Genomic DNA, 23,060 nt, shown 5'->3' with positions numbered 1-23,060 from the left:
TAGTTGGTTAGGATTTTTTAGCTGCTAGTTCTACAGCTTTCTCAATTCTGTTATAGGAAGCACATCTACAAATATTTCCATGCATTGCCTGTCTTATTTCTTCCTTAGATGGATTCGGGTTTACCTTTAAAAATGCTGATGCTGTCATCATTTGTCCTGCCTGACAATATCCGCACTGCGGTACATCGATCTCTTTCCAAGCTTCCTGTACAGGGTGTGAACCATCTTTAGATAACCCCTCAATAGTTGTAATTGATTCTCCTGCAACAGTCGCAATTGGTAGAGAACAGCTTCTCATAGCATCTTCTCCAACATGAACTGTACAAGCACCACATTGGGCAATACCGCAACCAAATTTGGTTCCTAGCATGTTAAGTTCATCTCTTAACACCCATAAAAGAGGTGTATCGGCATCAGCAGTAACACTTACTGATTTTCCGTTGACTTTAAGTGTATAATTGGGCATAATAAGTTGATTATGAAATTGAAGTTTCAAGTTACAAAAAAATCATCCCCTCTAAACTTATTCATTTTAAGTGTTGTTGTATTTAAGAATCATTTAACATGAAAGTGTTAAAAATGCCTGTAAACAAGCTCTAAAAGGTCAAATCTGCTGAAAAATCAATGAAGCAAAATAAATAAAGACCACATCATTTCTTAAAAAGGCAATTTGAAAACAATACATTACCACAACATTCGCTTTTTTACGCCTTAAAACCTGAAACTCAAGCCCACATAAATAAAGGCTTTTCAATTTTTTTGTCTTTTTTTTAAATTGTATATTTTTTGTAGCGTCCTTTTTTAAGGATTTAGCAATAAATCGGGATAATTTTATCAAAATCACAAATTCAAAAGTTTATGAGAAGACTCTTATTGGTAATTTCATTAATCTTCAGTTCCATGTTTCTATATGCTCAAACACTCAATGTAAAAGGTGTTGTGACAGATGCTGTAACAGGCGAAACACTACCCGGGGTTAATGTTATCGTAAAAAACTCTTCCAAAGGTGATGTCACCGATTTTGATGGAAACTATAGAATATCCGCTGTTCCCAAAGGAGCAATCTTGGTTTTTAGTTACCTCGGTTATGTTACCAAAGAAGTAACGGTTGATAAAGAAACGATTAATGTTAGTCTGAAGGAAAGTTCAGAACAACTAGACGAGATCGTTGTTGTAGGTTATGGAACACAACGAAAAAAAGAAGTTACAGGAGCGGTTTCTGTAATAGGTAGCGAAACGATTGAAGAGTTAAAACCCACACGAGTAGAACAAGCTTTACAAGGTCAGGTAGCCGGGGTAAATGTAACCTCACCTTCAGGATCGCCGGGTGCGGCTCAAAATATTAGGATTCGAGGAATCTCTACCAATGGTAATAACAATCCACTAATTCTTGTTGATGGGAATATTATTGAAGACCTAAGTGTTATCAACCCTTCTGACATCGAATCTATTAACGTATTAAAAGATGCAACAGCAGGGATCTATGGTGTAAGAGGTGCTAATGGTGTAATTATCATTACTACCAAGACCGGAAGAAAAGAAACCGATTTCAAATACTCTTTTAATGCCTATACAGGGTTTCAAACTACAACAAGAGAAATTCCTGTATTAAATGCTACAGAATATGCCTTGTTGGCAAACGAAGCTCACGCTGCTAATGGAGAAGCCTTACCATTTCCTAATGTTGGAGGTTTAGGGTTTGGAACCGATTGGCAAAATGAGGTTTTTGAAACTGCTCCCATCTCTAGTGCAGATTTCTTAGTCAATAAAGGAACCGAGAAGTCTACCTATTCTTTTGGAGCTTCATTCTTAGATCAGGACGGAATCATTGGAAGAGACAAATCTAATTTTAACCGTAGAACTGTAAAATTCAATTACAGCACAGAAATTATCAAAGGGCTAAATCTCAAAACATCATCTCTATATACCAATACCAACAGAAAAACACTACCTGAAAATGCTTTAGGATCTGTATTGTTCAATGCTTTGAACATGCCATCTACAAGTGGTATTAATGAACAAGCTCCAACAACGGGAGTTGGTATTGAGGTTGTAAACCCTTTAGCACAAAGAGATAATACATTTAACAGAATCTGGGTAAATAAGTACGCCGGTAGTTACAGTTTGTCCTATAAGTTTTTAGAAAACTTCTCTGCCGAAGTAAGATACCAACACAATTATGCCGTAGTTAAAGGAAAATTCTTTAATCCGGCTGTAGACTACGGTGCTGGGAAAGTATTCAACAACAACGTCCCTACTGTAAACTTCTTTCAACAAACATTCAAAGACTATTTGTTTGATGCCATCTTACGCTACGAAAGAAAGTTTAACGATGTTCATGATGTAAAGTTGATGGTTGGTACTTCTGTGAATAAATCTCAAGGTATTAACGACGTTAACTTAACTAGTTTTAATGTTTCTGGAGACGATTTGAATTCTGCAAGCATTGGTTCTGGTGCTCAAAACAACTTAGCTATAAGTAATGCACCAAGAGAGTTTTTTGACAGCAGATTGTTATCCTATTTTGCAAGGATTCAATACAACTATGCTGGTAAATACTTATTCTCTGCTGTTGTAAGAAGAGACGGATCTTCAAACTTTGGCCCTAAAAATAAGTTCGGATACTTTACCACAGGATCTGTTGGTTGGGTTGTTTCTGATGAAGATTTCTTAAAAGATAGTGAAACCATCAATCTTTTAAAATTAAGAGCCAGTTATGGTGTAATAGGAAATGATAGAATTCAGAGTTTCCGATTTGTATCTACCTTATCTGGAGAAGCTACTTATGTATTTAATAACCAATTAACATTCGGGCAGGCTTTAGGGGCTATTTCGAATCCGGAAATCAGATGGGAAAAGCAAAAACCTTTAGATATCGGTTTAGATATTGGTCTTTTTAACAAAATAGATATCACAGTAGATTACTTCAATAAAGAGACAGAAGATTTACTGGTAAATCCTGAAGTTTCTGGTTTGTTAGGATCTAATGCTCCAGGTTCTGCAGTTCCATTGGTAAATGCAGGAACTGTACGAAACAGAGGTCTTGAGTTCTCAATATCCTACAAAGAAGATATCAACGACGATTTCAATTTCGGAATCAACTATAACCTAACCACTTTAGACAATGAAGTGTTGTTTGTAGGGAGTGATACCGGAGTTGTTTTTGGTGGAACTTTTGGAGTAGGGCAAGAATTAGGAATCTCTAGAATGGAAGCAGGTTTTCCAATTGGTTATTTCTACGGATTGCAAACCAACGGATTGTTCCAAACACAAGCTGATGTGGATGCACATGCAACACAATCGAATGCTGCTCCCGGAGATCTTCGTTTTGTAGATCAAAATGGAGATGGAGTAATCAATTCTGATGACAGAACATACATCGGAGATCCTATTCCTGATGCAACCATGGGATTGAACATCTCTATGAACTATAAGAATTTCGACTTTAATATGTATGCTTTTGCATCCATAGGAAATGATATTGTACGTAACTACGAAAGAAACCAACCGTTGACCAACAGATCTGTTTACTACTTAGATCGTTGGACAGGTCCGGGAACCAGTAACTCTTTTCCAAGAGTAACAACAGGGCCTAACAGCAACGGGTTATTCTCGGACTTCTATGTTGAAGACGGTTCTTTTGTAAGACTTCAAAACATTCAATTAGGATACAGTTTTGGAGAAGAGTTTTTAAAGAGACCTGGCTTTGATAAGCTACGTATTTATGTATCTGCCAGCAATCTTTTCACATTAACAAAATACAGAGGTTTTGATCCTACAGGGTCTGGAGGTGATCCTATCGGAGCCGGTGTAGATCAAGGTTTTTACCCTGCACCAAAAACTTTCTTATTAGGAGTAAATGTTAATTTCTAAAATGAAGACAATGAAAAAATTAACGATAAAAACAACTATCATATTAGCATTATTAACTTTTACCTATAATGCTTGTAGTGACGATTTTGTAGATGTTGAACCCAACGCAGTTACCTCTGAAAACTTTTTCAACTCAGAACAAGACTATCAAAATGCATTGATCGGTGCCTACGATCTATTGCAGTCTACCTATATCAATGTGATGTTAGGAGAAATTGCTTCAGACAACACTTTGGCCGGAGGAGAAAGTGCTACCGATGTTCCGGGGATTCAACAAGTAGATGATATGATTCACACTCCTGTAAACTCTAATCTAAGAGATGTTTGGAGATGGATGTGGGCCGGAATTAACAGAGCCAACTATATTATGGAATTCCAAGACAAAACAGATTTTTCAGGAAAGAACGAGGTACTCGCTCAAACAAGATTTTTAAGAGCCTATTATTATTTTGAATTAGTTAAATGGTTTGGAGATGTTCCTTTGGTTGTAGATCGAAGAATTCAGTTTGGAGATCAGTTTTCTTTAGATAGAACTCCAAAAGCAGAAGTATACGCACAAATTGAAGCAGATTTGATATTTGCCGCAGACAATCTTCCTTCTGTTCAAGCTGAAGCAGGTAGAATTACCAAAGGAGCAGCTCAAGCTCTATTAGGAAAAGCATACTTATACCAAGAAAAGTTTGTAGAAGCAGCTCAAGTATTAGAAGATTTGATTGCTACTGGCCCTTACGATCTAGTAACAGATTATGCTTCTATTTGGGAAGAGGCCGGTGAAAACAATATAGAATCTGTGTTTGAAGTACAATATACTGATACAGAAGGAGCCGGTTTTGGATGCTTACAATGTAGCGAAGGAAATGTAGCTGTAGGTTTTAACGGAATCAGAAACTATGCAGGTCCTGACTTTTCTTCAGGGTTCAGTTTTAATGTTCCTGTTGAAGAAGCATATAATGCCTTTGACACCGATGACTTACGAAGAGATGTTGCTATTTTAGACATCGAAGCTTGGGCAGCACAAACAGGCGCTACTTTTGGAACAGGCTTCGAACATACGGGGTACTTCAACAGAAAATACATCCCTAGAGTCCGTAACAATGGAGCTCAACCGGATTTGAATCTTACCAATCCTAACAATTACAGATCTATTCGTTTTGCAGACGTGCTTTTAATGGCTGCTGAAGCTTTGAATAGAGGCGGGATTAGTGATGCAAGAGCTCAAGAATATTTGAATAGAGTAAGAAGAAGAGCTTTTGGAGACATGTTACATGATGTTACTTCTACAGGTTCTGCATTAACAGATGCTATATACGACGAGAGAAGATTAGAGCTTGTGGGTGAAGGACATCGCTTTTTTGACCTAGTAAGAACAGGAAGAGCTGCTCAGGCAATCAACGGTTTTGTGGCCGGAAAACATGAACTATTCCCAATCCCACAGATTGAAATTGAATTAGCAGGGAACAGATGGGCACAAAACCCAGGATACTAAAACTAAGCTTATGAAACTACTTAAAAATATATTCAAAACAGCTCTTATCTTATTAGTTATCATTAGTTGTGATAAAGATAGAGACCTAGAATTTTTAGATACCATTGTACCACCTACCAATGTCTCTGCTACTTTTGATGTTACGCAAGACAATACAGGGGTTGTTACAATTACTCCTAATGCTGACGGAGCAAACTCCTTCGAAGTTATATTAGGTGATGGATCAGATAATGTTACGATAACTGCAGGCGAAAGTATTGAACATACATATGCAGAAGGAAACTATGATGTTACTGTAAGAGCTTTTAACCTCAAAGAGGAAGTAACAGAAGTAACAGTTCCTTTAGCAGTCTCTTTCCAAGCACCATCAAATCTTGTTGTTACCATAGAAAATGATGCTGCAGTATCTAAGCAAGTAAACATTAATGTAACAGCAGATTTTGCTATTAGCTACGATTTTTATTCAGGAGAACCTGGAAATACAGACCCTGTTGCTTCTAGCAATATTGGAGAAACCATTTCTTATACTTATGCAAATGCAGGAACATACTCTTTAAGAATTGTAGTAAAAGGAGCGGCCATCCAAACTACAGAATATACAGTAGATTTCGAAGTAACTGAAATCTTACAACCTGTAGCCTCTGCTGCAACTCCACCTGTTAGAAATCCTCAAGATGTAATTTCTATTTACGGATCTGCTTATGACAATGTTTCGAATACAGACACATTCCCTGATTGGGGACAAGGAGGACAAGGAAGTAGCTGGGGAACGTTTACTCTTAATGGAGATGATATGCTACAATACACGAATTTAAGCTACCAAGGAATTCAATTTGGTTCTCCTCAGGATGTAACCGGAATGGAATACATTCATTTAGATGTTTGGACAAGTGGTGATGTTTCTAGAATAGAAACTTCTTTGATTAGTGTTTCAAATGGTGAAAAACCAGTATGGTCGGATTTAACTGCTGGAGAATGGACATCAATAGATATTCCTATTTCTGACTTTACAAACCAAGGTCTAACCGTTGCTGATATTCATCAACTTAAATTTGTTGGTGACCCATGGGCAGCTGGTACTGTGTTTATAGACAATATTTATTTCCATAGAGCTCCTAGTAGCATTGTTACTAGTACTATTGAAGATTTTGAAGGAACACCTCCTACGTTTACTGTTTTTGGTAATATAGCTGCAACAGAAGTTGTTGCCAACCCTGATGCTTCGGGTGCCAATACTACTGCAAATGTTGCCAAGTTGACTAAAACTAATGGAGCGGAATTTTGGGCAGGTACATTCTTTGAAACTGCATCCCCTATTGACTTAGTGAATTTTAGTAAGATACGTCTTAAAACATGGTCTCCTAAAAATGGTGCTGTTGTGAAGTTAAAACTTGAAAACGATAATGCATCCATCACTCATGAAGTAGATTTAAACACAACGGTCACTAACTCATGGGAAGAATTAACCTATGATTTTAGTGCTGCTCCCACAGCTGATTACAAAAGAGTTGTTATCTTCTTTGATTTTGGAAATTCGGGTGATGATACTATCTATTATTATGATGAGATTGAGCTAATAGATGATTCGGGAGGACCAGCTCCATTAACTTTCCAGGATTTTGAAGGCACACCACCTGCATTTACTGTTTTTGGTAATATTGCGGCAACAGAAGTAATTGTTAACCCAGATGCTACGGGTGCAAATACTACTGCAAATGTTGCCAAATTAACTAAAAGTAATGGGGCAGAGTTTTGGGCAGGTACATTCTTTGAAGTAGCCTCACCTTTAGACTTAACAAACTATAGTAAAATAAGTGTAAAAACATGGTCTCCTAAAGTAGGAGCTGTTGTAAAGCTAAAGCTAGAAAATGCTAATGCAACTATTACTCATGAAGTTGACCTTAACACCACGAATGCCAATACATGGGAAGAACTGATCTATGATTTTAGTGGAGCCCCTGCTGCAGATTATACTAGGGTAGTTATCTTCTTCGACTTTGGAAACTCAGGTGATGATACTATTTATTACTATGATGAACTGACTCTCACTAACTAAGAACTTACGATTATGAAAAATATAAAATATATAATATGTGCTTTATTCTTGACTTCACTTCTTACAAGCTGTCAAGACGAAGATCAAGTTTTTGGAGATATCATTCCTCCGAGTAATATTCAGATAACAGCTACTATCGAAGGTGCTGATGCAGCAAATCCAAATGGAGATGGCTCTGGAGTAGTACACTTTACTGCTACAGCAAATAATGCTGTCTCATACGTTTTTGTTTACAATGGAAGTGAAACACCTGCTCCTTCAGGAAGACTTACTTATAATTTTGCCATTCTCGGAGTACATACATATACTGTAACAGTAATTGCTACAGGTACTGCTGGAGTTACCTCTAGTGCTAGCATCCAAGTAGATGTACTTTCTACTTATGCTCCTCCCGCTGATTTACTTGATAAACTTCATGGAGGAACTTCGAAAACATGGAGAATTAAATCAGAAAAGCCAGGGCATTTTGGTTTAGGTCCTGTAGGAGGAACTATTCCAACAGAGTGGTATGGAGCTGGAGTTGATGAAAAAGTAGGGGTTGGAATGTATGATGACAGGTATATTTTTAATGCCGATGGAACATTCATGCATATAACAGATAATACAAATGATGGAGCTGGAACAGACCCTACCGGAACAATCTTTGGTAGAGATCCTCTAATTTATAATGATCTAGGAAATTCAGGGTCAGGAACTATTGATGGAGCTGACGTTTTAAACTTTCCGTTTGATGATTATAGTGGCAATTGGGCATTAACTGCACCCAGCGGAGTAGAGACAATTAACTTAACAGGAACTGGGTTTATCGGGTATTACACATCTGGGAATCATCAATATCAGATCTTCGATCGTTCATTACCTAATGAAATGCTGTTAAGAACAACAGATGGAAATAATGAGTTTGATTGGTGGTTCATTATAACAACAGATTAGATCACTAATTAATTTTGAATATTCTTAAAAAAAGGAAAGCTGCTTTTAGAGTAGTTTTCCTTTTTTATCTATGTTGAATTTTTATTTAACCCTTTTATCTAACTATACAAAAAATCTGTTAAGCCCTTTTTTTAAGATATTTATCCTACATTAGTACCTAAACAACTTGAATACATGTTAAGTATTATATCATTTGTAGGGTTTACCGCTCTAGTTGCTATCATTTCATATCTATCGACAAAAAAAACAAACGAACATTCTTCCGATGGTTATTTTCTTGGAGGAAGAAGTCTTACTGCCGGAGTTATAGCAGGTTCTTTGCTACTCACAAACCTATCTACAGAACAGATTGTAGGGTTAAATGGCCAGGCATATTCTAATGGTTTGTCTGTGATGGCTTGGGAGACACTTGCTGCTATTGCTATGGTAATAACCGCAATTTTTCTTTTGCCAAGATACTTAAAAGGTGGTCTTACCACCATTCCTCAATTTTTGGAAAGAAGGTTTGATGTCATGACCAAAACACTTATCTCCGGATTGTTCTTAACCGGTTATGTTGTTGTTTTACTTCCCATTATTTTATATTCCGGTTCTATTGCTATCAGTGGGATGTTTGATATCCCATCCTTGTTAGGCGTTAGTCACACACAATCTATCTGGATCTGTGTTTGGGGTATAGGAATTGTAGGATCTATTTATGCCATTTTCGGAGGTTTAAAAGCTGTAGCCGTATCAGATTCTATCAATGCTATAGGTCTATTGATCGGAGGTTTGTTAATTCCGTTTTTTGGAATCCTTTTGATAGGGGACGGAAGCTTTTTTGATGGTCTTTCTACTTTAACTACAGAAAACCCTGACAAATTCAAATCAATGGGAGAGGCTAGTGATCCGGTTCCTTTTTACACCATTTTTACAGGGATGATGTTGGTGCAACTTTTCTACTGGGGAACAAATCAACAGATCATACAAAGAGCGCTGGGAGCAAAGAACTTAAAAGAAGGACAAAAAGGACTTCTCTTGGCTTCTTTTATAAAAATATTGGGGCCTATTATTGTTGTTTTACCCGGAATTGTTGCCTTCCATTTGTTTGAAGGAAACTTGGAGAGTGCAGATAGTGCTTATCCTATGTTGGTAAACAAAGTGCTTCCTGCTGAATGGGTTGGTTTTTTTGCTGCTGTTTTATTCGGAGCCATCTTAAGCTCATTCAATAGTGTTTTGAACAGCTCTGTTACTCTTTTTGGAATCGACATCTACAAGCAACACATTAACAAAGAAGCTTCAGAAAAATCAGTAGTGAAATCCGGGAAAATATTCGGTGTCTTTTTAGCAATTGCTTCCATGTGTATTGCTCCTCTTCTATTGGGACAAGACAGTTTGTTTGACTATTTACAAAAGGTAAACGGAATCTACAGTATTCCTATCCTAACCATATTTTTAGTGGGATATTTGACTAAAAAAGTTCCTGCTATTGCGGCTAAGGTCGGACTTCTTTCAGGAGTGATCTTATATGTTGCTTATATTTTTATTGACGCCTATAGTCCTGAGGTTTTCTCCGGATTCCATTTCTTAGATATTATGGCCTTCCTTTTTGTGATGAATACAGCTATTATGCTTGTGATCGGGAGGTTATATCCAAGAAAAGAAGCCTTTGTACAATCTTATACAAATCAGGTAGATATTGAACCTTGGCCGTATGCCAAAAAGGTTGGTTTGCTTATATGTTTCATCGTTATTGGTGTGTATTATTATTTTAGATAATGAGATTTAGAAAATACATTTCAGCTTTTATATTTCTCTTTGTAGGAGCATTGAGTTCGGCTCAAGAGCTACCTCCAATAGAAGTTTTTATGCCTGAGGTGTATGGTGCTGAAGATCAAAACTGGGCAATCGACCAGGGAAGCGACCAAACAATTTACTTTGCAAACAACAAAGGGCTACTAGCATACAATGGTGCTAGATGGCAATTGCACGAGTCATCAAATTCATCTATTAAAAGATCCGTAAAAGTCATTCAAGACAAAATATATACAGGTTCTTACATGGACTTTGGCTATTGGGAAAAAGACGATTATGGGAATTTGAAATACACCTCTATTGTTGATCAACTAAAAGTTGATCTGTTGGAAGATGAAGAGTTTTGGAGCATTCTGGAACTCGAACAATGGATTATTTTTCAATCATTAGACCGCATTTATATTTATAACACAAAGGATCAAACCTTTTCCATTATCAATTCAGAAACAACCATTATCAAAGCGTATAAGGTTGATAACACCATCTATTTCCAAAAGATCAATCAAGGAATTTACAAAATAGAAAGCGGAAAAGAGGTCTTGGTTACTGATGATAGGCAACTGAAAGATCAGGTCGTTGTCAATATTTTTATGGACAATGGTCAACTATTGATTCAAACCAAAGAAAAAGGTTTTTTTGTTCTGAACAACAACACAGTAACTTCTTGGGATATTAATTTAAACAGGCAACTTGCTCAATTTAGCATATACAACAGCATTCGTTTAAAGAATGGTGGCTACCTACTAGGAACCGTTTCTCATGGTGTGTTGTTAATAGATGCAACGAAAAGAATTACCCAACAAATCGATCAAAGTACCGGGCTTGGAAACAATACCGTACTCTCTTTATTTGAAGACAAAAAAAGAAATGTTTGGCTAGGCTCTGACCACGGAATCAACAACATCAATTTTAATGCGCCATTTAGAGTGTACAAAGATTATTTAGGAATCTTAGGTACAGTTTACACAACTTTAATGGATGATAATATCCTGTACTTAGGAACAAATCAAGGTTTGTTCTATAAAGATTACACTCAAAAAGGAACCTTCAATTTTGTCAAAGGAACAGAAGGACAGGTATGGACTTTGCAAAAGTTGAAGAATACTATTTTCTGTGGTCACGATAAGGGAACTTTTGTCATCAAAAACGGTGTGGCAGATCAAATCTCTGATGTTGCAGGAACTTGGCAAATTAAAGAACTAGAAAACCTTCCTACTCTATTAATCCAAGGTAACTACAACGGTCTTTACATTCTAGAAAACAGAAACAGCAGATGGCGATTGAAAAACAAGTTGGACAACTACAATATGTCTTCTCGTTATATCGAGTTTGTAAAACCCAACGAGCTATTGGTAAGTCATGAACACAAAGGTGTTTACAAATTGGTTCTTGACAACAATTTTGAAAACGTAATCTCACATACAAGAGTTGAAGTAGACAAAGCCATTAAGTCTAGTCTTACAACTTTTAACAACAGAGTTTTGTACGGTTCAGATCAAGGCGTTTTTTACTACAATACAGCATTAAATACATTTGTTAAAGACAATACTTTTAGTCAATTATATAATCCCAAAGATTATAGTTCGGGAAGATTGGTAAATACAAATGATCGACTATTTACTTTTACAAACAGGAGTATTACCTATGCAGAACGTGGTAAGTTAAGCTCTAATTATCAACTCTTAGACTTGCCTTTATCGAACAGTATCAGAGAAACTAAAGATGGTTATGAGAACATTCTCTATGTTGGAAACGACAAATATTTGATTGGTACAACCGGGGGATACATTATCACTGAGTTAAACACCAAAAACCAGGAAGATTATCGTATTTCCATTGATGCCATAACAGCCCATATACTCAATGTAGATCCCAAAAAGCTAAACCTTTCTGAAGAACCTCTCCTTGAAAACAAAGAGAATCATTTGAATTTTTCCTTCAACGTAACCGACTACAGCAAATATTTGCCATCATTATACCAATACCGATTATTGAATTTTAACGAGAATTGGAGTGATTGGTCTACAAGTCCAGATGCTGTTTTTGAGAATTTACCTCACGGAGAATTTACATTTGAAGTCAGGGCTAAAGTTGGAGACACAGTTACTTCTAATATTGCCAGCTATAACTTTACTATTGAAAAGCCATGGTATTTAAAGCCTTCTGCAATTGTCATTTACTTTGCTTCAGGTTTTTTCTTTGTTGTTTTGGTACATATGATCTATAGAGGCTATTATAAAAATCAACGAAAAAAACTTCTTCAACAAAAAGAAAAAGAACTAGAGATCAAACAACTTGAGAACGAACAGCAATTGATGCATTTCAAAAACTTAGAACTGGAAAAAGACATAGAAGCTAAAAACAGAGAGTTGGGTATGTCTGCCATGAATTTGATCAAAAGAAATGAGCTGTTAAGCACTATAAAAAAAGAGTTGGGAAACACTAAAAACCTAGATGATATTTCCAAAGTTGTAAAAATGATCAATAGAAATCTCAACACAACTGATGATTGGAAAATCTTTGAAGAAGCTTTCAATAATACCGATAAAGATTTTATTAAAAAACTAAAAGAGCAGCACCCAAATCTAACCTCAAATGATCTTAGGTTATGCACCTACCTTAGATTGAATCTATCTTCTAAAGAAATAGCACCTCTTCTTAATATCTCAATTAGAAGTGTAGAAGTGAAGAGGTATCGATTGCGTAAAAAGATGAATCTTCCGCATGAAGAGAGCTTATCAAGCTACATTTTACACATGTAAACCTCAATATCTTTAAAAAACACCTATACAATACTACAACATTTGCGCTTTTTAAAGGATATACCAGACCCCTACAATGTTAGCAATATCCTATTTACAGGGGGCTTTTTTTGTGAAATCCCTAATTTTTAAAGGTTTTTTTAATAATGTATGTTTTTTATTGAGGTTTCGTTTTAAAAAACCTTACCCCTTAGTATTAAATTTACGAATCAAGCATTTTTTGCTTCGGCACTGTGTGCCCTAATGTTAATCCTATTTATGAAGAACGCTTTTCTAACATTGGTTTGGATACTAAGTATACAATTCATCACAGCACAAACTGATCGTATTGTTGTTGATCATCAATCTGACGGAATTACTTTAAAGGTCAACGGAAGCAATTTTATGATCAATGGAATGAACTGGGATTACTTTCCTATTGGCACAAATTATTCTTACAGTTTGTGGCAGCAACCGGATGCTATTATTAAAGAAGCGTTGGATGCCGAAATGACCTTACTCAAGAACATGGGTGTAAATGCCATTAGGCAATACACAGGAGTTCCTCCTAAATGGATTACATACATTCACAAGAACTACGGAATATACACAATGCTTAATCATGCATTTGGTCGTTATGGTGTATCTGTTGAAGGAAAATGGATTGCACACACAAACTACAGCGATCCCATAGTGAAAAAGCAGCTTTTAAAAGAAGTGACTGCCATGGTAGAAGAATATAAAAATACTCCGGGGCTACTTCTTTTCTTATTAGGAAACGAAAACAATTACGGCCTTTTTTGGGAAGGAGCCGAAACGGAAAACATCCCAACCGATGATCCAAAATCCAAGGCTCAGGCACGAGCAATGTACCAACTCTTCAATAACGCTATCCTAGCCATGAAAAAGATAGATCGCTCTAAACCTATTGCTATATGCAATGGCGATCTGCAATTTCTGGATATTATAAAGGAAGAATGCAAAGACATGGACATCTTTGGAACAAACGTATACAGAGGTATTTCATTTGGAGATGTTTTTGAAAAAGTGAAAAGACAACTTAACAAGCCTGTTTTGTTTACAGAATTTGGTGCTGATGCTTTTCACGCCATCAAAATGCAAGAAGATCAAAAAGATCAAGCCTACTACATGATTGGCAACTGGAAAGAAGTTTATGAAAATGCCGCAGGTTTAGGAAAAGCAGAAAACTCTATTGGAGGGTTTACCTTCCAATTTAGTGATGGGTGGTGGAAATCCGGTCAAACGGTGAACCTAAAGATCCATGACAAAACTGCATCATGGGCCAACGGGGGCTATAAGAGTGATTATAAAAAAGGGCGCAACAATATGAACGAGGAATGGTTTGGAGTTTGCGTCAAAGGGCCTACTAATTCAAAAGGACTGTATTCATTGCATCCAAGAGCTGCGTACTTCGCTCTGAAAGAAGCCCACAAACTCAATCCTTATGAAAAGAACATGACTGTTAAACGTATTGAAGAGTTCTTTTCAAAAATCAGTTTACAAAAAGCCCTAGAGGAGGCTAAAAATTAATGAATTCAATTCACATGATGAGTGATATCGTATTGACAAAAGAGACCATGAACCATAAAAAAGACATTGCATTAACATCTGTTCGTATCAATGACGAATTGTATTACCAGATCTCTAATTGCGATTTAATGCGTCCTTTTTTTATGAGTATTGTAAGCGACTCCAATCACTGGTTGTTTATTTCAAGTAACGGAGGTTTGACAGCCGGAAGAAAGAATGCCGAATATGCTCTGTTTCCTTATTACACAGATGATAAGATCACAGAATCTGCTGATATAACTGGAAGTAAATCTATTTTCAAAGTTTCTAAAAACAATCAAGAATACTTGTGGGAACCCTTAGCGATAAGGTCATTAGGAAACTACCGTACAAGTCAAAACTTGTACAAGAACAAGTATGGAAACAAGATCATTTTTGAAGAAATTAATCATGATCTAGAACTTATTTTCCGATACGAATGGAACTCAAGCAATCAGTTTGGGTTTGTAAAAAAATCTACACTGATCAATACTTCAAAAGAGCTTCTAAAAGTGGAGCTTTTAGATGGTATTCAAAACATCATGCCGGCAAGTATTGGAAGTGATATACAAAATCAATCCAGCAACCTAGTAGATGCATACAAACGTAATGAATTGGAAGAATCTACAGGATTAGGCATCTATGCTTTAAGCGCCATTTTGGTTGATAAAGCCGAAGCTAGTGAAGCCTTAAAAGCCAATGTTGCATGGTCTATCGGATTAGAAAATCCTACTTACTTAGTATCATCGTTGCAGCTAGACAATTTTAGATCCTGTCAACCTGTAAAGCAAGAAGTAGATATCAAAGCAGAAAAGGGAGCCTATTTTGTAAATGCGGAGATCTCACTTTCTCCGGAGGTGTCAAAAGAGTGGATGATTGTAGCCAATGTAAATCAAAATCATTCAGATATTGCTCGCCTTTCAAAAGAAATCCAAGAAAACTCTTCTCTAGAGAAAGAAATATATAAAGACATTGAATTGGGCACAAAGCGTCTTGTAGATCTCAACGCTGCATCTGATGCCATACAGTGCTCTGCAGACAGTTTAAAAGATACACGTCATTTCTCAAATACACTTTTCAACATCATGAGAGGTGGAATTTTTGACAACAACTATCAAATTGAAAAATGGGATTTTATCAACTATCTAAAAAATGCAAACAAGAAAGTAGCTCGCACATCAGAAGGAGTTCTTGCTAAGTTACCCGAGGTGTTTTCCCTATCATCAATTCAAGATATTGCAAATAGTAGCGATGACAAGAACTTTAGACGTCTTTGTTTAGAGTATATGCCGTTAAAATTTAGCAGAAGACATGGAGATCCTAGTAGACCTTGGAACAAGTTTTCGATCAATACCAGAAATGAAGATGACGGCTCTAAAATTTTAGATTATGAAGGAAATTGGCGAGACATTTTCCAAAACTGGGAAGCGCTTGCACATTCATATCCTGAGTTTATTGAAAGTATGATCCATAAATTTTTGAATGCAACAACTTTTGATGGATACAACCCGTATAGAGTTACCAAAAGCGGTTTCGACTGGGAGGTGATTGAACCTGATGATCCTTGGTCTTATATTGGTTATTGGGGAGACCATCAAATCATCTACTTACTCAAGTTTTTAGAGTTCATTCAAAACCATCAACCAGGGAAACTTGAAGGTTTCTTTAGCAAAGATCTATTTGTATACGCAAATGTTCCTTATAAGATAAAATCGTATCAAGATTTATTGAAAAACCCTAAAGACACCATTGTTTTTGATGAAGAATTGGATGCAAAAATCCGCAGAGAGCGCAATGAGTTAGGAGCAGATGGCGCGTTGCTAAGAGATGAGAATAGATTTATTGTTAAAGTCAATTTCATTGAAAAAATATTGGCGACATCACTGGCTAAACTATCCAATTTCATCCCTGAAGGGGGGATTTGGATGAATACCCAAAGACCGGAATGGAATGATGCTAACAACGCTTTGGTAGGAAACGGAGTATCTATGGTTACGCTTTGTTATTTACATCGCTTCTTTACTTTTTTTGATAAACTATTAGCAACTACCCATACAAAAGAGGTAGCTGTTTCTAACGAGGTTTTAACCTTCTTTGATCAGGTTTTAAAAACCTTCGAAGAACACGCACTTCTTCTTGATTCTTCTATTAATGATACCAATAGAAAGATCATCTTAGATGCTCTTGGAAAATCGGGAAGTGATTACAGAACTAAAATCTATGAGCATGCTTTTTCTGGAAGGAAAACAGCACTTTCTTTAAAGAAGCTTAAGAGGTTTATCTCTCTCAGCAATCAATATTTAGAGCATTCTATTAAAGCCAATAAAAGAGCAGACAATCTATACCATGCTTACAATTTAATGACGGTAAACGGAGATAATTCTGTTTCTATCTCTTATTTAAACGAAATGTTAGAAGGTCAGGTTGCTGTTTTAAGTTCAGGATATCTTTCATCAAAAGAAGCATTGGATGTTTTAAATGCATTGAAAAAAAGCAAGCTTTTTAGACATGACCAATACAGTTATTTACTGTACCCAAACAAAGAACTTAAAGGTTTTTTAGACCGAAACAATATTCCTGAAGATACCGTTTTGTCTTCAAAACTTCTACAAGAATTATTAAAAGATGGTAATGTTCAGATTATCGAGAAAGATGTAAATGGTAAATATCATTTTAATGGCAATTTTAAGAATGCCGATGATTTATCTGAAGCTCTTCATGAGCTTTCAGAGAGCAAATATCAATCTCTAGTAGATTCAGATACTCCCAAGGTTCTTCAGGCTTTTGAAGACGTGTTCAACCATAAAGCATTTACCGGTAGATCCGGAACTTTTTATGGTTATGAAGGTTTGGGTTCTATTTATTGGCACATGGTTTCTAAATTATTGTTAGCCGTTCAAGAATGTGCGCTCAAAGCCGTGAATAACAATGAAAGTGATGTGTTGATTGGTCATTTATTAGAACACTATTATGAGATCAACGAAGGAATCGGGGTACACAAGTCTCCATCATTATATGGAGCTTTTCCAACAGATCCTTATTCGCATACACCGGCAGGTAAAGGTGCTCAACAACCGGGAATGACAGGTCAGGTAAAAGAAGATGTTCTTAGTCGTTTTGGAGAATTAGGAGTTTTTGTAACTCAAGGAAAAATTCATTTTCACCCATGCTTATTGAGAAAAAGCGAGTTTATCAAAAAGGCAAAACCATTCCACTATGTGAGTCTTTCCAAAGAAAGAAAAACGATCACACTAGAAAAAGGTTCTCTAGGCTTCACATTCTGTCAAGTACCTGTTGTGTATGAAATTTCAGAGAAAGATGCCCTATCAATTAGTTTTAAAGATGGAAGCCAAAAAGTAATTGATCAGTTAGTTATTGGTGATGCAATCAGTCAGCAAGTTTTCAAAAGAACCGGTGAGGTTACTCAAATAAAAGTATTTGTAAAAGAAGATCTATTGAAGTAAAACAAACTCAAACCACATGAGATTAAAAGTCCTTTTATCGCTATTCATTGTTTCAGGAATCATGTGGTCTTGCGATACTCATAAAAATAAAGAACGTAGTCAAGTGACAGCAAAAGATATATTAGGAAATCCAGATTATTTAGCCATTTCTTACGGTGGTTATCGAAAAACTACTCGTGATGTTCAACCTACCATAGATGAACTCAAAGAAGACATGAAGATCTTACATGCAATGGGCGTTAAGGTTCTAAGAACATACAATGTTCATTTGCCTCAGGCTTCAAATATTTTGAAATCAATTGATGAGCTGAAAAAGGAAAATACATCTTTTGAAATGTATGTGATGTTAGGCGCGTGGATCGATTGTGACAATGCTTGGACCTCTGATCCCAATCACAATGCAGAAAGTCTTAACAATGAAAAAGAGATTGCTCAAGCCGTTGCTTTAGCAAAACAATATCCGGATATCGTAAAAATAATAGCCGTAGGTAATGAAGCCATGGTAAAATGGGCGTGGAGTTATTACGTACAGCCCGGGGTGATTTTAAAATGGGTTAATCATTTGCAAGAGTTAAAACAAAAAGGAGAACTTTCAAAAGACCTGTGGATCACAAGCTCTGACAATTTTGCTTCCTGGGGAGGCGGTTCAGAGGAATATCATGTAGAAGATCTTAACAAGCTCATCAAGGCTGTAGATTACATCTCTATGCATACCTATCCTATGCACGATACGCATTACAATCCTGTTTTTTGGGAGTTTGAAGGAAACAAACCACATTTAGAGGCAATTGATGAGTTAATGCTCAAAGCAAAGCAATATGCTGTTTCGCAATACGACAGTGTAAAAAATTATATGAAAAGTATTGGTGTTCGTAAACCCATTCATATTGGAGAAACAGGCTGGGCTTCTTTTTCAAACGGACATTATGGCTCGAAAGGAAGCAATGCCACAGATGAATACAAAGAGGCTCTCTTTTACAAACACATGCGTGATTGGACCAAAGAAACCAAAATGTCTTGCTTTTATTTTGAAGCTTTTGATGAAAACTGGAAAGATGCACAAAATGCAGGTGGCTCAGAAAATCATTTTGGCCTCTTCACCATAGAAGGTAAAGCTAAATATGCTCTTTGGAACCTTGTAGATCAGGGAATATTTAAAGGATTAACACGAGGAGGGAATCCTATAGTAAAAACATTTGATGGCAATAAAGAGCAACTATTGCTAAACGTTGGATTACCGTCATCAGCAAAGAAAACATCAACAGCAAATCATTAACTATGAAACCATTCAAGACCTATAGTTTTTTTGCTCTAATGATAGTATCGGTTATGGCTTGTATACCAGAAAAACAACTTAAAGTTACTGTGTTGGAAACCTCAGCAGGAGGAAATAAATTAACTCAACTTAATGAGTTCACAATTTTCGGAGAAAACACTTCTGAAGTAACCATTTTTCCTGAAAAACAATATCAAACCATTACTGGTTTTGGGGGAGCTTTTACAGAATCTTCGGCATACTTATTAAACAAGTTGAGCAAAGAAAATCGTCAAGAGGTTTTGGAGGCCTATTTTAGTGAAAAAGGAGCTAATTATTCGCTTACTCGCACCCACATGAACTCTTGTGATTTTTCGCTCACCAACTACTCATATACTCCTGTTGAAGGAGATAAAGAACTCAAGCATTTTTCTATAAAAGAAGACAAAGACGATCTTATCCCAATGATCAAAGATGCAATGGCTATCTCAAAAGAGGGATTCAAACTCTTTGCATCTCCGTGGACTGCCGCTCCTTGGATGAAAGACAATAAAAAGTGGGTAGGTGGTAAATTACTTCCTGAATACTATGACACATGGGCTTTATTCTTTTCTAAATATGTTGATGCATACAATGCAGAAGGAATTGATATATGGGGCTTTACTGTAGAAAATGAACCTCATGGAAATGGCGACAATTGGGAAAGTATGTTGTTCTCTCCTGAAGAGATGACCGATTTTGTTCAAAATCATTTGGGACCAAAATTAGAAGCTGATGGAAAAGGAGATTTGATCATTTTAGGATACGATCAAAACAGAGAAGGCATTAAAGAATGGGTAGATGTCATGTACAAAGACGAAGCTTCCTCAAAATACTATGACGGAACAGCCATTCATTGGTACGAAAGCACTTATGATTTTTTTCCGAAAGCATTACAATACGCTCATAAAAAAGCACCCAACAAATACTTGATCCAAACCGAAGCCTGTGTAGACTCTGAAGTTCCAAAATGGAAAGACGACGCATGGTATTGGAGCAAAGAAGCTACAGACTGGGGATGGGATTGGGCTCCGGAACATCAAAAACACTTGCACCCAAAATATGTCCCTGTGTATCGTTATGCAAGAGACATTATCGGTTGCTTGAACAATTGGGTAGATGGATGGGTAGACTGGAACATGGTATTAGACACACAAGGAGGTCCAAACTGGTTTAAAAACTGGTGTGTGGCTCCTGTGATTGTAGATCCTGAAAAAGACGAAGTATACTATACTCCTATCTACTACACCTTAGCTCACTTTAGCAAGTATATCAGACCGGGAGCAAAACGCATTGATTTTAAAAATACCGACGATTCCTTGATGGTAACAGCCACAAAAAACCCTGATAATAGCATTGCTATTATTGTTTTCAATCCAACAAAAGACCCTAAATCATTTCAATTGAATTTAAATGATCTGTCAAAACCTCTATCTATCAATCCACAAGCTATACAAACTATTATGATCAACAATTAAAACAAACAAACTATGGCTAAACCTGTCGCAATAAAACAAAAAGTCCCTTTTGGAGATAAGGTCGCATTTGGATTAGGAATGTTTGCCAATCAGATGTTTCCTGCCATTATGGGGATTTTTATGGTGGTTCTGGTAGAAGACCTTGGGTTTCCAGGATGGATGTGGGGTATTATCTTTTTCTTACCTAGGGTTTTTGATTCTATCACAGATCCAATTATGGGGTTTATCTCCGATAACACAAAATCTCGCTGGGGAAGACGTAGACAATATGTATTGATAGGTGCAATTGTAATGGGTGTTTCCTACATTATTATGTGGCAACTTTTTAAAGAAAGCTCGTTACAATATAACTTCTGGTACTTCCTTTTATGGTCTATCGTTTTCTATTTAGGCCTTACTTTATTTAGTGTTCCTTATGTAGCCATGGGTTATGAAATGAGTGATGATTTTCATGAACGTACTCACATAATGGCTGTTGCACAATGGATCGGACAGTGGGCTTGGGTAATCGCTCCGCTATTTTGGATCATTATGTACGATCCCGATTGGTTTCCTTCAGCTGAAGTTGCTGTAAGACAATTATCTATTTGGGTTGCTATTCCTTGTGCAATCTGTGCTATGGTACCGGCATTATTTCTAAAAAGTGAATCTACACTTGATAAAGATTATGAGCCTCTGAACAGGTCAAATATTGGAAATAGTTTAAAAAAGATCTACTACAGTTTTGTTGAAGCTTTTAAGATTAAAGAATTCAGAAAATTATGTGGTGCTACCTTTTTAATTTTCAATGCTTTTAATACGGTTGCCGCACTTACATTTTTTGTCATTGTCTATAAATTATTTAATGGAGATGCAGAAGCCACAGGTATTTGGGTTTCTTTATTTGGTGCTTTAGGCGCCCTAGGAACTACCTTTATTGTAATTCCTGTAGTAACAAAAATGTCGAAAGTTTTTGGTAAGAAAAAAGCATTTTTAATGGCACAAGGAATCTCAATTATAGGATACATTCTGTTGTGGTTCTTATTTATTCCCGGTAAGCCATGGATGTACATTATAGCATTGCCATTCTTCTCATTTGGAATTGGAAGTTTATTTACACTTATGATGTCTATGACCGCTGATGTTATTGATGTTGACGAACTTAATACCGGAAAACGAAGAGAAGGAATCTTTGGTGCTATTTATTGGTGGATGGTAAAGATTGGATTTGCAATTGCTGGTGCCTTAAGTGGTGTTATTATTGCTGTTGTAGGGTTTAATCCTGATTTGGCCACTACAGATCAACAAGCTGCCGTAGACGGCTTGCATGCTTTCTTTTGTTTCTTCCCTTTATTAGGAACCCTTTTAGCCATGTACATTATGCGCAACTATAGTATTAATGAAGAACGTGCCAATGAAATACGCACCGAATTAGAAAAACGGAGAAAGAATAAAGTTTAATTTTTCAAATGATCATGAGTTATGTCTATAAGAATTGAAAAAAAATTAGCCCTGGCAAATATTGATTATGCCAACAAATCTATTGATGATCTAAGAGCTCTCTTTAGAAAAGTTCTAGAGTCTGGTATACATGGTTTTTGCTCTAGCCCTTATGAAGAAGGACAAGAACCAGGAGATCAGCTTTCTGAAGAGCAAATTAGAAGGCGTTTAGAAATTATCAAGCCTTATACAAAATGGATTCGATCCTTTTCTTGTACAGAAGGGAATGAAATGATTCCCAAAATTGCCCAAGAATACGGAATGAAAACCTTGGTTGGAGCTTGGCTAGGTGATGATCCAGAGATTAATGCCAATGAAGTTGAAAATCTTATTCATCTGGCCAATGAAGGTTATGTAGATGTTGCTGCTGTTGGAAATGAAGTCATGTATAGAGGTGATCTAACTGAAGAAGAGTTGTTAGAGCATTTGAATTATGTAAAAAAGCAAATTCCAAAGAATATTCCTGTAGGCTATGTAGATGCCTATTATGAATTTTATGAGCGTCCTGCCATCACAGAGGCTTGTGATATAATTCTTGCCAATTGCTATCCTTTTTGGGAGGGTTGTGACCAAGATTACTCATTGCTATACATGAAAGATATGTATAATAGAGCTTTGCAAGCCGGTAATGGAAAAAAAGTGATCATCACAGAAACCGGTTGGCCAAGTGAGGGAACCAACTTAGAAGGAGCATTTCCTTCCGAAGAAAATGCAATCAAATACTTTATCAACACCCAAAAATGGTCTAAAGAAGAAGAAATCGAGATCTTTTATTTCTCTTCTTTTGATGAATCTTGGAAGGTAGGTTCTGAAGGAGACGTTGGAGCCTATTGGGGTATTTGGGATAAAAATGAGAGTTTAAAATATAAATAAAACTACCAAGTAGGTTTAAA

General features: G+C 36.4%; 13 protein-coding genes. 12 read left to right on the top strand and 1 reads right to left on the bottom strand.

The window, feature by feature from the left end:
• Positions 1-7 precede the first annotated feature (7 nt).
• On the bottom strand, positions 8-466 hold the full coding sequence (locus ACFSRZ_RS06885) for a (2Fe-2S)-binding protein (protein ID WP_379665803.1): 459 nt from the start codon (positions 464-466) through the stop codon (positions 8-10).
• Between the two features lie 392 nt (positions 467-858).
• Between ACFSRZ_RS06885 and ACFSRZ_RS06880 the strand changes: the two genes are divergently transcribed.
• The 12 genes from ACFSRZ_RS06880 (at position 859) to ACFSRZ_RS06825 (ending at position 23,040) form a co-directional block, all read left to right on the top strand.
• Positions 859-3,873 carry a SusC/RagA family TonB-linked outer membrane protein gene (locus tag ACFSRZ_RS06880; RefSeq protein WP_379665802.1) on the top strand — a complete coding sequence of 1,005 codons (3,015 nt, stop codon included), beginning with the start codon at positions 859-861 and terminating at the stop codon, positions 3,871-3,873.
• Between the two features lie 10 nt (positions 3,874-3,883).
• On the top strand, positions 3,884-5,359 hold the full coding sequence (locus ACFSRZ_RS06875) for a RagB/SusD family nutrient uptake outer membrane protein (RefSeq protein ID WP_379665801.1): 1,476 nt from the start codon (positions 3,884-3,886) through the stop codon (positions 5,357-5,359).
• A 10-nt stretch (positions 5,360-5,369) separates the two neighbouring features.
• Positions 5,370-7,415 (top strand): PKD domain protein, encoded by a 2,046-nt coding sequence (locus ACFSRZ_RS06870; RefSeq protein WP_379665800.1) that lies wholly within the window; start codon positions 5,370-5,372, stop codon positions 7,413-7,415.
• Between the two features lie 12 nt (positions 7,416-7,427).
• Positions 7,428-8,348, top strand: a complete 921-nt coding sequence (locus ACFSRZ_RS06865; protein ID WP_379665799.1) for a glucan endo-1,3-beta-D-glucosidase — start codon at positions 7,428-7,430, stop codon at positions 8,346-8,348.
• A 174-nt stretch (positions 8,349-8,522) separates the two neighbouring features.
• Positions 8,523-10,106 (top strand): solute:sodium symporter family transporter, encoded by a 1,584-nt coding sequence (locus tag ACFSRZ_RS06860; protein ID WP_379665798.1) that lies wholly within the window; start codon positions 8,523-8,525, stop codon positions 10,104-10,106.
• Positions 10,106-12,904 carry a helix-turn-helix and ligand-binding sensor domain-containing protein gene (locus ACFSRZ_RS06855; RefSeq protein WP_379665797.1) on the top strand — a complete coding sequence of 933 codons (2,799 nt, stop codon included), beginning with the start codon at positions 10,106-10,108 and terminating at the stop codon, positions 12,902-12,904. Before ACFSRZ_RS06860 ends, ACFSRZ_RS06855 begins: the two co-directional genes overlap by 1 nt.
• 258 nt (positions 12,905-13,162) lie before the next feature.
• Positions 13,163-14,434, top strand: coding sequence for a glycoside hydrolase family 2 TIM barrel-domain containing protein (locus tag ACFSRZ_RS06850; protein WP_379665796.1), 1,272 nt, complete (start codon positions 13,163-13,165; stop codon positions 14,432-14,434).
• The gene (locus ACFSRZ_RS06845; RefSeq protein WP_379665795.1) at positions 14,434-17,916 is read left to right on the top strand and encodes a hypothetical protein; all 3,483 of its coding nucleotides are present in this window, start codon (positions 14,434-14,436) and stop codon (positions 17,914-17,916) included. Before ACFSRZ_RS06850 ends, ACFSRZ_RS06845 begins: the two co-directional genes overlap by 1 nt.
• Before the next feature lie 16 nt (positions 17,917-17,932).
• Positions 17,933-19,192 (top strand): glycosyl hydrolase family 17 protein, encoded by a 1,260-nt coding sequence (locus tag ACFSRZ_RS06840; protein WP_379665794.1) that lies wholly within the window; start codon positions 17,933-17,935, stop codon positions 19,190-19,192.
• Between the two features lie 2 nt (positions 19,193-19,194).
• Complete coding sequence (locus ACFSRZ_RS06835) at positions 19,195-20,688, top strand: glycoside hydrolase family 30 protein (protein ID WP_379665793.1); 1,494 nt, start codon at positions 19,195-19,197, stop codon at positions 20,686-20,688.
• Between the two features lie 12 nt (positions 20,689-20,700).
• Entirely contained in the window at positions 20,701-22,128 is a 1,428-nt protein-coding gene (locus ACFSRZ_RS06830; RefSeq protein WP_379665792.1) for an MFS transporter, read from the top strand.
• A gap of 21 nt (positions 22,129-22,149) precedes the next feature.
• A complete protein-coding gene (locus tag ACFSRZ_RS06825) occupies positions 22,150-23,040 on the top strand; it encodes a glycoside hydrolase family 17 protein (RefSeq protein ID WP_379665791.1) in 891 nt (296 codons plus the stop codon).
• Positions 23,041-23,060: the final 20 nt, after the last annotated feature.

This window comes from Pseudotenacibaculum haliotis, assembly GCF_042684245.1.
Taxonomy (GTDB): domain Bacteria; phylum Bacteroidota; class Bacteroidia; order Flavobacteriales; family Flavobacteriaceae; genus Polaribacter; species Polaribacter haliotis_A.
Note: the sequence above shows the minus strand (reverse complement) of the source record. Positions and strands in the feature narration are given on the sequence as shown.

Bases quoted from the DNA above. Each gene is read 5' to 3' on its own strand.
- ACFSRZ_RS06870 (WP_379665800.1), top strand. From the start codon at position 5,370: ATGAAACTACTTAAAAATATATTCAAAACAGCTCTTATCTTATTAGTT.
- ACFSRZ_RS06825 (WP_379665791.1), top strand. From the start codon at position 22,150: ATGTCTATAAGAATTGAAAAAAAATTAGCCCTGGCAAATATTGATTAT.
- ACFSRZ_RS06830 (WP_379665792.1), top strand. From the start codon at position 20,701: ATGGCTAAACCTGTCGCAATAAAACAAAAAGTCCCTTTTGGAGATAAG.
- ACFSRZ_RS06845 (WP_379665795.1), top strand. From the start codon at position 14,434: ATGAATTCAATTCACATGATGAGTGATATCGTATTGACAAAAGAGACC.
- ACFSRZ_RS06850 (WP_379665796.1), top strand. From the start codon at position 13,163: ATGAAGAACGCTTTTCTAACATTGGTTTGGATACTAAGTATACAATTC.
- ACFSRZ_RS06885 (WP_379665803.1), bottom strand. From the start codon at position 466: ATGCCCAATTATACACTTAAAGTCAACGGAAAATCAGTAAGTGTTACT.
- ACFSRZ_RS06875 (WP_379665801.1), top strand. From the start codon at position 3,884: ATGAAAAAATTAACGATAAAAACAACTATCATATTAGCATTATTAACT.
- ACFSRZ_RS06860 (WP_379665798.1), top strand. From the start codon at position 8,523: ATGTTAAGTATTATATCATTTGTAGGGTTTACCGCTCTAGTTGCTATC.
- ACFSRZ_RS06865 (WP_379665799.1), top strand. From the start codon at position 7,428: ATGAAAAATATAAAATATATAATATGTGCTTTATTCTTGACTTCACTT.
- ACFSRZ_RS06835 (WP_379665793.1), top strand. From the start codon at position 19,195: ATGAAACCATTCAAGACCTATAGTTTTTTTGCTCTAATGATAGTATCG.
- ACFSRZ_RS06880 (WP_379665802.1), top strand. From the start codon at position 859: ATGAGAAGACTCTTATTGGTAATTTCATTAATCTTCAGTTCCATGTTT.
- ACFSRZ_RS06855 (WP_379665797.1), top strand. From the start codon at position 10,106: ATGAGATTTAGAAAATACATTTCAGCTTTTATATTTCTCTTTGTAGGA.
- ACFSRZ_RS06840 (WP_379665794.1), top strand. From the start codon at position 17,933: ATGAGATTAAAAGTCCTTTTATCGCTATTCATTGTTTCAGGAATCATG.